General features: G+C 35.4%; 7 protein-coding genes. All 7 read left to right on the forward strand.

Annotated features, from left to right (window positions below; translation table 11 throughout):
- The first annotated feature begins 419 nt into the window (after nt 1–419).
- The 7 genes from hsdR (at nt 420) to EV194_RS16585 (ending at nt 11,076) form a co-directional block, all read left to right on the forward strand.
- Complete coding sequence (gene hsdR / locus EV194_RS16555) at nt 420–2,738, forward strand: EcoAI/FtnUII family type I restriction enzme subunit R (RefSeq protein ID WP_132435605.1); 2,319 nt, start codon at nt 420–422, stop codon at nt 2,736–2,738.
- A gap of 2 nt (nt 2,739–2,740) precedes the next feature.
- A complete protein-coding gene (locus tag EV194_RS16560; RefSeq protein WP_132435607.1) occupies nt 2,741–3,241 on the forward strand; it encodes a DUF6933 domain-containing protein in 501 nt (166 codons plus the stop codon).
- The gene (locus EV194_RS16565) at nt 3,242–4,726 is read left to right on the forward strand and encodes a type I restriction-modification system subunit M (RefSeq protein ID WP_132435609.1); all 1,485 of its coding nucleotides are present in this window, start codon (nt 3,242–3,244) and stop codon (nt 4,724–4,726) included.
- Nucleotides 4,719–5,906, forward strand: a complete 1,188-nt coding sequence (locus tag EV194_RS16570; RefSeq protein WP_132435611.1) for a restriction endonuclease subunit S — start codon at nt 4,719–4,721, stop codon at nt 5,904–5,906. The genes EV194_RS16565 and EV194_RS16570 overlap by 8 nt, the downstream gene beginning before the upstream one ends.
- Before the next feature lie 36 nt (nt 5,907–5,942).
- Nucleotides 5,943–9,062, forward strand: a complete 3,120-nt coding sequence (locus EV194_RS16575) for a P-loop NTPase (protein ID WP_132435613.1) — start codon at nt 5,943–5,945, stop codon at nt 9,060–9,062.
- Nucleotides 9,063–9,619: 557 nt separating this feature from the next.
- Complete coding sequence (locus tag EV194_RS16580; protein ID WP_132435615.1) at nt 9,620–10,636, forward strand: DNA-binding protein; 1,017 nt, start codon at nt 9,620–9,622, stop codon at nt 10,634–10,636.
- Nucleotides 10,633–11,076, forward strand: a complete 444-nt coding sequence (locus tag EV194_RS16585) for a type II toxin-antitoxin system death-on-curing family toxin (RefSeq protein WP_132435617.1) — start codon at nt 10,633–10,635, stop codon at nt 11,074–11,076. Before EV194_RS16580 ends, EV194_RS16585 begins: the two co-directional genes overlap by 4 nt.
- The last annotated feature ends 336 nt before the right edge of the window (nt 11,077–11,412 follow it).

The raw sequence follows: 11,412 nt of genomic DNA on the forward strand, positions 1-11,412 counted from the left end.
GCGCATCGATTTGTATAACAAGAGCCGGATGAGCTGAGAGGTTCAAGTCCGGTTCCGTGAGAGGCTTAGGGGGAAGTTCCCTTTGCCTACTCGACCATGTCACCGTTGTGGGCAAGTGTAAGTGCGACCACCGAACATTGACAAACAGATTTGAAAATTGAAAAAACAGAAAGATAAAATAGTAGCACTGATTGAAAGATACTGCAAGAAAAAATTAGTTTTTGCCCGCCCGCTTCTGCCCTTCGGGACAGTTGGGGAAGCCCACGCACATTGCACACATTTGCAAATCGCACAGGCTGACGCACAAACCAAAATTTGCAAAAGAGTGCAATTTTAGCCACCGCTCAAATTAGCTGCACGATAATTCTTTTCGACAGTTCAATTTGAGTATTTTTATGGTTTTTATTTGAATATGAAATATGAATATTAGTGAAGCAGATACAAGAGCAAAGTTTATTGACCCGGAGATTCAAAAATCTGGTTGGGAAGACTTTGTTATTCGTGAGCACTATTTTACCGATGGTCGCAAACTACTTGGCGGAAAACGAGGAAAAAGATTATTTGTTGACTATCTGCTAAAATATAAAAATGTCAATCTTGCAATTATTGAAGCTAAACGATTTGACAAACACCCAACAGAAGGACTACAGCAGGCAATTGGATATGCAGAAAAGTTGAAAGTAAACTATGTTTATTCAACGAATGGCAAGAAGATTTATGAGTTTGATTTAACAACTGGAAAAGGCGATTACATTGACTCATTTCCTAAACCAGATGAAATTTATAAACGCTCTTTTGACAATTTAACGCCCGAAAAAGAGAATTTGCTTTCTGTTCCTTTTTATCTGACTGGTGACAAACAACCAAGATACTATCAGGAAAATGCAGTAAACAAAGCTATTGAAGCAATTGCAAATAAAGAAGACAGAATCCTGCTTACATTGGCAACCGGAACAGGAAAAACATTCATTGCTTTTCAGATTGTGTACAAGCTGTTTCAAAAGCGCTGGAACCTTGATAATGCTGAGCGCCGACCGAAAATATTAATTCTTGCCGATAGAAATATTCTTGCCGACCAGGCAATCAATACATTCAACGACCCATTTGAAAAGGATTTAGTCAAAATTGACGGTTCGGAGATTAAGGCAAGGAACGGACAAGTACCAACAAACGCCCATATTTTCTTTGCCATTTATCAGGCAATTAGCGAAAAGGAAAATATTGGCGGTTATTACAAACAATATCCTGCTGACTTTTTCGACTTGGTTATTATTGACGAGTGCCATCGTGGAAGTGCAAACGAAGAAGGCTCGTGGCGTGAAATATTGGACTATTTTGGTTCTACTGTGCATTTGGGATTAACTGCTACGCCTAAACGGAAAGATAATGTTGACACCTATCAATATTTTGGCAAACCTGTTTATGAATATTCGCTGAAAGACGGCATCAACGATGGTTATTTAAGCCCTTACAAAGTCAAGAAAATAAGGACAAACATTGATTCGTACATTTACACGAAAGACGATGTGGTTTTAGAGGGAGAGGTAGAATACAAAAAGGTTTACAAAAAGAAAGATTTCAATAAAACCATTATCATCCCTAAACAGATTGATTTGGTTGCTCAGGCGTTATTGGACAATATTAACCCGATGGAAAAAACAATCGTGTTTTGTGTTGACCAGCCACATGCTTTAAACATACGGGATGCCATTAATAAGCATAAAAAAATAGCTGACCCAAATTACTGTGTGCGTGTAACCAGCGATGAAGGAAAAGAAGGACGGGATTTGCTGGAGCGTTTTCAGGATAATGACAAGGATATTCCAGTTATATTAACTTCTTCGCAAATGCTTACAACAGGAGTTGATGCCCGAAATGTCAGGAATATTGTATTGGTTAGGGAAGTAAATTCAATGGTTGAGTTTAAACAAATTGTTGGACGTGGCACAAGGCTATTTGAAGGGAAAGACTTTTTTACCATCATTGATTTCTCTGAAGAAGCCTCGGAGAAATTTTATGACCCTGAATGGGACGGCTTACCGGAGGAAGAAGAAACCGGAAATACCGGAGGTAATACTGGTGGCGGTGGTGGAAATTCCGGCGGAGATACTGGTGGCGAACCTCCAATTGTTGACCCTCCTCCACGACCCGAAAAAATTGTAATTGAACTTTCGAATGGAAGAAAACTAAAAGTTATTGATGTTGAGACCCGTTACATTGATGAAAACGGTTTGCCATTGACCACCAAACAGTTTTTGGAAAAATTAATTGGTTTTATTCCCGATTTGTACGATAGCGATGCTCAACTGCGAAAACTTTGGTCGAAACCTGAAACCCGTGATGAATTGCTTCAAAAATTAGCTGATTCGGGTATTGATGAAGAACAACTGGAAAGCCTGAAAATATTGTTTGATGCAAAAGAGAGCGATATTTTCGATATTCTCATGCATATTTCGTACACAAACGATATTATTACCCGAAAACAAAGGGCTGAAACAACAAGGGAAAACGAACCATTTTTTGAAGTTTATGAAAACCTGAAAGCCCGTGATTTCCTGAAATTCATTTTGGAACGTTACGAGCAGGACGGTATCAAGGAACTAAAGCGTGAAAAACTGGCAAATCTTGTTGAATTGAATAATTTGGGGACAACCAAAGATGCAGCGAAGGTTTTTGGCGGTCTGCAAAAACTGGTAGATGCTTTTTATAAAATTCAGGAATTACTATACGCTTCGTAACTATGATTATCAGGGGAACAAGTAAAATATTAAAAACGTCAGGAATTAAACCCGTTAAAAACACGGATGAAATCACCTCGGAATTACCGGGAGAATGGTATGCAGGATTAGTTTCAACAGGCAAGCAAGGAAAACTCGCTATTCATTTTTTACATCACCCCACCATGTTATCAGTATTGGTAAATGGCAAATCCTTAAACAAAGCATTACCGATATTTAAAGAGCGTGCTGTAAACCTGATAAAACGTTTGGGCTATGGTAAATTGCTTTTTCAATACCAATTACAAACCGAACCACAAATATTTGCCACAAACAGCCGCAGCATGTTGGCACACATGAACCAATTACGTTACAACATTGAATATCATTTGGTAATGGCCGAAACCATTGAAGATACAAACTGGGATTACATCGAGGAAATACATTATGATTATATCTTTTCCCGAAATAAAAAGTACACAAGGCCAAAAGATATTTTAGATAAGTTAATGATTGATAAATAAATGGAACTACAACAAAAAATAAACAGAATTACCGATATACTTCGCCGTGATGATGGTATTAGCGGGGCAATGCACTATACCGAGCAAATTTCATGGATTTTATTTTTGAAATTCTTAGATGATTTCGAGGAAGAAAAAGAAGGAGAAGCCTTGCTGAATGGAACAGAATACAGCCGGATAATTTCAGAAGAGTTTCAATGGAAAAAATGGGCTTGCCCGAAAGACGGTAACGACAAACTGGATTTGAAAAATGCAAAAACGGGTGATGATTTAACCCTGTTTGTAAACAATCAATTATTCTCCTACCTGAAAAGTTTTAAAGAGAATATTCTTGAACTAAAATCCATGAAATACAAGATTGGAAATGTGTTTGAATATCTCGACAACAAAATAGCAAGCGGACACACTTTGCGTGAAGTTTTGAATATTATTGATACCTTAAATTTCCAGTCGCAGGAAGAATTGTTTGAACTGTCGCATGTGTACGAAAACCTGTTGCAGGGAATGGGCAGCGATGGCGGTAATTCAGGCGAATTTTATACCCCAAGGGCAGTTATTAAAGCCATGGTTGATTGTGTTTCCATTCAACCCGGCGAAACCATTTACGATGGTGCAGCAGGAAGTTGCGGCTTTTTAATTGAAGCTTTTGAAGACATAAAAGAAAACTACAAAGGAAAATTAAGTACCGAACAATGGCGTTTTTTGCACGAAGATGCATTATTTGGCAACGAAAAAACCCCACTGGCTTACATCATGGGCATGATGAACATGATTCTGCATGGCATTGAAAGCCCCAACCTTTTTAAAAAAAACACGCTAACTGTAAACATTCGTGATTTTCAGGAAAGTGACCGTTACAATGTTATCCTGGCAAATCCGCCATTTGGGGGTAAAGAAAAAGCACAAATACAGCAAAATTTCCCCATTGCAAGCAATGCTACCGAATTATTGTTTTTGCAACACTTTATGAAATCGCTCAAACAAGAAGGGAAAGCGGCAGTTGTTGTACCTGAAGGTGTGTTGTTCCAGACAGGCAATTCTTTTGCAAAGGTAAAACAAGAGTTGCTGGAAAATTTCAATTTGCATACCATACTCAGTTTGCCGGCAGGAGTTTTCCTGCCATACAGCGGAGTAAAAACCAACGTCATTTTCTTCGACCGCAAAGGGGCAACATCTGATATTTGGTATTACGAATGCAAACCACCCTACAAACTCACCAAAAATAAGCCTATTCAATTTGAGCATTTGCAGGAGTTTGTAGAGTTGTTCCCCAAACGCACCGAAACACAAAATTCATGGACGGTAAAAGCAGAAACAATCATTGAAAACAATTACGATATTTCAGCCAAGAACCCAAATAACCTAACCGATATTTCTTATTTACCACCAACTGAAATAATTGGTAACATAAAGAAGAATGATGCTGTAATTTCACAATTGATGGCAGAACTCGAATTTATTTTGGAGGAGGGTGCAAATGGATAAGTTGCCAAAAGGTTGGGAAAGCTCAATTGTTGATGATGTAGCTATTAGAATTCACTATGGCTATACGGGTAAAACAATAGAAAATGGGGAATATAAATATCTTAGGATAACAGATATTCAAAACAGTGCTGTTGAATGGGAACAAGTGCCATTTGTGTCTATTGTAGATAAAGAAGTAAAAAAATACTTACTTAATGAAAATGATATTGTTTTTGCAAGAACTGGAGCAACAGCAGGTAAATCATTTCTAATTACTTCATTAAATGTAAAATCTGTTTTTGCATCTTATCTTATCAGAATAATACCTGATTTGTATAAAATTTACCCTCGCTTTTTATATCAATATTTTCAATCACCCGAATATTGGAGTTATATAACATTAAATGTTGAAGGTGCAGCACAGCCTAATTTTAATGGAAAGAAGTTAGCAAATATTCCTATTCCTCTCCCCTCACTTCCCGAGCAAAAGCGCATAGTTTCCAAACTCGATGCCTTATTTGAGCGCATTGATAAAAGCATGGCATTGTTGGAGGAGAATATTAAGCATACGGAAAGTTTGATGGCAAGTGCTTTGGATGAAGTGTTTACCATAACATCCAGGCGTGTATCGATTTCTGAATTAATTGAAAAAACAAAGAATATAAACCCAAAACAAAATCCAAATCAAGAGTTCACTTATATTGATATTACTTCAATAAACAATAAGACACACATTATTGAAGACCCTAAATTTTTAATAGGAGATGATGCTCCTAGCAGGGCTAGAAAGGGAGTTGAATATGGGGATATATTATTTGCAACAACAAGACCTAATCTTAGAAATATTGCTGTAATTAATAAGTCTTATAAAAATCCGGTGGCTTCAACTGGGTTTTGTGTACTTAGAGTAAAAAAAGGTGTTAATAGTGATTTTGTATTTAACTGTTTGTTATCTAATGAGATTCAGAAACAAATTACACCATTCATAAGAGGTGCTCAGTACCCTGCTATTTCAGATAAAAATTTAACTTCTTGTAAAGTTCCTGCTTTGGAGTTTAAAGAGCAGAATGCAATTGCAGAAAAAATAAAATTATTACGAGATAAAGCAATAAAACTTCAAGAAGAACAGCAAGACAAACTCAACAATTTAAAAGCCTTAAAAGAAAGCATATTGGATAAAGCTTTTAAAGGACAGATATAAAATGAACACCCAACCCAGCAAATAAAATGTAATATTATGGATATACCTAAAGCTCTCATAGACCAGATAAAAGAAGGTAATGTTGTACTGTTTTTAGGCTCGGGCGCTTCATTTGGAGCTATCCATCCTGAAAAAATTTCCCCTCCACTTGGCAACCAACTTTCAAATTTGTTGGTAGACAAATTTCTCACAAAGGACTATAAAGACCAATCACTACAATATACTTCTGAAATAGCTGTTTCTGAGTACGATTTACTAACTATTCAGCAATTTATATATGAAATATTTGAGCCTTTTCAGCCAAGCATAGACCATTTAAAAATTTCGAATTACGTTTGGAAATCAATAATAACAACCAATTATGATTTTATTATTGAACGGGCGTATTCACAAAACAAAGCTTCATTACAGAAACTCGCAAAATTCATAAAAAACGGGGAACGTGTTAGAGATAAGTTAAAAACGGTTAATGATTTGCCATATTATAAAATTCACGGGTGTATCTCAGATATTAATGATATAAGCACCCCTTTAATATTGACACCTGACCAATATATAACCCATAGGAAAAACCGGGACAGATTATTTAATAGGATTCAAGAATTAGCCTATGAATATACTTTTCTTTTTGTAGGTTTTAGTTTTGCTGACTATGATATTCGGGCAATTCTTCTTGAATTGAGTAAACTCAAAGACGGTAGGCCAAGGTCTTATATGGTTGGTCCAAATATCAAGGATGAAGAAACTAGAATGTGGGAAGGGAAGAAGATTAGCTCGATAAAATCAACCTTTAGTGATTTCATTCTCCAGCTTGAAAAAGAGATTAGTCCCGAAAAAATAAAGCTTGCATTAGCAAGACCTCTTGATAATGATACACACCCCATTTTTAATAAATCATCTGTTAGTCTAAATGACCTCAGACCTTCCGGTTCATTATTAAATTTCTTGAATTACGATGTTCAATATGTACATTCAAGATTAAAAGATAAAAATACAGACCCCAAAGAATTTTATAAAGGATATTTTGAAAATTGGGACCCTATTTTAAAAGAGTTAGACGCTAGAAGAAATATTTCTGATACAATTTTGTACGAAGTATTTTTAGACGAAGAAAACCACAATAAAAGTGATTTCCAATTTTATCTAGTTATGGGCTATGCAGGTTCAGGTAAATCAGTTTTACTGAAAAGACTTGCTTGGGATGCAAGTATTGAATTTGAACGAGTTTGTTTATTCTACAATAAAAATTCGATAATAAAACATGAACCAATCATTGAACTATGTAATTATATCAAAGAAAGAATTTATCTGTTTATTGACAATGTTTCTGATTCAGACAACGAGATAGTCACATTAATTACTAAAATTAAGAAAGACAATTTACCCGTCACGATTATTGGTGCGGAACGGGTAAATACATGGAATACAGAATGTGATGAGCTATGTAATTATCTTACAGATGACTATCAGTTGAAATATCTAAATGACAAAGAAATTGTTGCTCTACTTGATAAGTTAGAAAAATATGATTCTCTGGGATATTTAAAGACTAAATCAAAAGCAGAACAAATTGATGCACTTTCTTATAAAGCAGGGAGGGAACTTTTAGTTGCATTGTATGAAAGCACTATGGGTAAACCATTTTCTGAGATTGTTGTAGATGAATATAATTCAATTGCAGATGAAACTGCAAAATCTCTTTATTTAACTGTTAGTATTTTGCATAGACTAGGTACAGAAACCAGAGCTGGTCTAATTTCAAGGGTACATAATATCTCCTTTTCTGATTTTAAGGAAAGACTATTTAAGCCACTTGAGTTTATTGTTTTTGATAGTAGAGACTATAGAATTAACGATTTTGTTTACAGAACCCGGCACAAACAAATTGCTGAAATTATTTTTTCAGAGGTTTTATCAGATAAACAAGAAAGATATGATGAATATTTAAGAATTCTTTCATGTTTAGATGTTGATTATGAAAACGATAGAACAGCATTTCTTTCGATGACAAAGGCTCGGAATTTAATGGAAAATTTTTCAGACCCTGCTATGATACGTGAATTGTACAATGTAGCATCAGAGAGTAATGTTAACGACCCTAAACTAATGCAGCAAGAAGCAATTTTTGAAATGAATTTTAGTGGAGGTAACATGAATAAGGCCGAAAACTTACTTTCTGAAGCAATTAAACTTTCGCCCAATGATTCAATTATTCAACATTCCTTTGCAGAAATTGCACTTGCTAAAGCAGAAAAATCAAAACATAAGCTTGAAATTGACAAATATTTATCAGAAGCAGAATCCATCTGTAAAAAATTGATTTCAAAGTATAAAGATAAACCGCATCCGTTTCATACCTTGTTAAAAGTTCATCTTTTCAAAATTAAACGCATTATTGATGACAATGACCCACCTTCAATAGAAAGAGCAATTAAGGATACTGAGAAGAGCTTCTCATTTGCGAGGCAACAATTTCCAGAACAAGAATTTATACTAGAAGCTGAATCTCAATTCAATAAATTATTAAACCACCGTCCCGAAGCAATTGAACTACTAGAAAGAGCATTTGCACTTAATAAAAGAAGTCCATACTTATGTTTGAGGTTAGCTAACCTATATGAACAAAACAGACAAGATGAGAAGGCTAAAATAGTAATGGAGGAAACCTTAAAATTGATACCTAACGACAAAGATGTTAATTATAGGTACGCAATGAATTTGACAAAGAATAAGATACCTGACCTTGATACAATAAAACACCATTTAAAAAGGTCATTTACAAAAGGTGATAGTCGGTATCAATCTCAATTTTGGTATGCAAGAACTATTTATCTTCTTGGAGAAATTGAAGAAGCTAACCAATTTTTTGATACACTGAAGAATATAAGTATTCTGCCAAAACTAAAGAGTAAGCCGAGGGGTAAAGTAAGACAAAATGGAAGTTTAGTTTCATTCAAAGGCAATGTATTTAAAATTGAATCTAAGTATGGTTTTTTGACACGTGATGGCATTGGCGATACAATCTATTTCTATCGATATGAGTTTGCGGCAAATTATGATTCAATTTGGGATAAAATTACAACTGGAACACGAGTCACTTTCAATTTAGCATTTAATTATAGAGGTGCTGTTGCGGTAAATATAAAACTAGAATAGCAGCCCACACAGCCAAGCACAATTGCAATTCGCACATGCCGACACGCAACCAAAAATTGCAATAGAGCTTGTCTGTCTGCCAACGCTATTTTTCCGACCCTAAAAACTAATTTTTTCGGAAACGGCAGTGCTTCGATTGAGAGAATTTTGGATTGGAGAATACTGATAACCAACTGATAATGAACGAACACCAGCCCACAACATCGTGTATAGTGCATTTGGCGGTTAGTGCTAATTTCAAGGCTGTTACATCTAATAAGCTTTGTGGCGGTTTGACAGGTTCGTGCTTCGAATCGCCAAACGACACCATACACGTAACCGTTGCCAACAAGCCTAGAAAAAAATAAACAGCAGCTAATTGAGAAAAATAAGAGTGCCAACCCACAAAACAGCACATTCGCAAGCCCTGACACGCACGCCAATTCTTCTGCTTGCAAAAGAGCTGTTTTTTTAGCTAACGCACCCGCTTCCTAGAAAAGAAAGTAGTAAATTGTGAACTTTAATATTAATATGGCATTAATTTGGACAGAGAAAACGGGAATAGTAAAAAAGAAGTAATGAAAGATTTAACAAACTCAACCGTAGCACGGCAAAATATATTAAACAACACCTATGCGATAGAGGAAATAAAAAACGCTATAGGTATTCAAGGTATTGTATTTGATAGCCAGTTTCGGTTTTTAAAAAGCCAAATTGCAGCCTTCTTTGAAGTAGATGAACGAACAATAGAAAGATACCTTGAAATTAATGAGAAAGAATTAAAGGTTAATGGTTACGAGGTTTTAAGGGGTAAGCGACTGAAAGAGTTTAAGTTACTTGTAAAAGACTTGGGAGTGACCGACATGAATGTCGCTCAGTCAACTGCTAACTTAGGAGTTTTTAATTTTAGAGCCTTTTTAAATCTAGGTATGCTACTGACAGAGAGCGAAAAAGCAAGAACTCTCAGAAGCATTGTACTTGATATTGTACTTGATACTATCAACAAGCGAACAGGTGGTAACACAAAATATATAAACCAAAGAGATGAAGACTTTATTCTTAGTTATTATAAAGAAGAAAGTTATAGAAAAGAGTTTACCGAGGCCTTAAGCAAATGTATTTCAATGGGTAATGCGAAATACGCTATTTACACAAATAAAATCTATCAATCAATTTTCAAAGAACATGCAACTGAATACAGACAAATTTTAAAACTCAGCGAAAAGGACAATGTTCGAGAAACCATGTATAGTGAAGTTATAGACCTCATTTCAAGTTATGAATTTGGGTTAGCAAAATTGATAGAGGAACGATTCAATAAACTTGGTCGAAAACTGACGAGTTTTGAACTCGATAATTTATTTTCAGCATTTGAAGAACTTCCTTTATGGGTTCCGTTGATTGAGAAAGCAAGAAGAAAAATGGCAAGCCGTGATTTAGCATTTAGGGATGTATTACATCAGCAATTAGAAGAATATATTGGAGCTGTTCCAGCAGAGGATTTTGAGCGTTTCTTGGGCGAAAAGAGTAAAGAATTAGCAGAAAGACTAGAAGAAGCAAAAGATGTATTTAAACGCCTAAAAGAAAGAGAATGAAATTGTTTTATATAAACATAGAACAAGCAAAAGAGATTCATCGAAAAACTGTAGAAGTAAGTGGCGGCGGTGATGATGGCATTCTTGACATTGGAAAACTTGAAAGTGTTTTATACCATATTCAAAACGATGATTATTATCCGAACTTTGATGATAAGTTGACACATTTGTTTTTCTGCTCAAATAAATTCCATTGTTTTAGAGATGGAAATAAACGGATTGCGATTGCATTAGGAGCACATTTTTTATTAATAAATGGCTATGTTTTTATTACATCAAGATTTATTCGTGAGATGGAAAACATTAGTTATCATGTAGCTTCGGGAGCAATCGATAAAGATTTGCTATTCGAAATAATTTGTTCGATAATTAATGAACCAGAAATTAATGAAGAAATCAAGTTGAAAATATTTGAAGCAATATCAAAACATGAAAATTAATTAAATATCCCAGCCTTGCACAGCCACACACATCGCCAAGCCGCACAAGCCACTACACAAACCAAAGCTTGTCAATAAGTGTGTCTGCCCAACACACGGAAGACAGAAGCTTAACAATAAGATAACTGAAAAATAATGCCAGTTGGCAACATCATATATAAAATATTGGGGTTTTGATGTTTACACGAATCTTTCTGCCCCGCACCAACTTTAGTAACGGCAGACAAAGACGCACACCGCAGCTGCACATTCTGTTTTATTCGGACACCCATTCCGGATTTATCCGGACACTTTTTAGGTCTGCATTTTTTTCAAAAATAGGAATTAATTTTTTAC

Source organism: Natronoflexus pectinivorans, from assembly GCF_004345615.1.
GTDB classification, from domain to species: domain Bacteria; phylum Bacteroidota; class Bacteroidia; order Bacteroidales; family Marinilabiliaceae; genus Natronoflexus; species Natronoflexus pectinivorans.

Excerpts from the sequence above, each read along its gene's own strand:
- EV194_RS16560 (WP_132435607.1), top strand. The coding sequence starts at position 2,741 with ATGATTATCAGGGGAACAAGTAAAATATTAAAAACGTCAGGAATTAAA.
- EV194_RS16565 (WP_132435609.1), top strand. The coding sequence starts at position 3,242 with ATGGAACTACAACAAAAAATAAACAGAATTACCGATATACTTCGCCGT.
- EV194_RS16570 (WP_132435611.1), top strand. The coding sequence starts at position 4,719 with ATGGATAAGTTGCCAAAAGGTTGGGAAAGCTCAATTGTTGATGATGTA.
- EV194_RS16575 (WP_132435613.1), top strand. The coding sequence starts at position 5,943 with ATGGATATACCTAAAGCTCTCATAGACCAGATAAAAGAAGGTAATGTT.
- EV194_RS16585 (WP_132435617.1), top strand. The coding sequence starts at position 10,633 with ATGAAATTGTTTTATATAAACATAGAACAAGCAAAAGAGATTCATCGA.
- hsdR (WP_132435605.1), top strand. The coding sequence starts at position 420 with ATGAATATTAGTGAAGCAGATACAAGAGCAAAGTTTATTGACCCGGAG.
- EV194_RS16580 (WP_132435615.1), top strand. The coding sequence starts at position 9,620 with ATGAAAGATTTAACAAACTCAACCGTAGCACGGCAAAATATATTAAAC.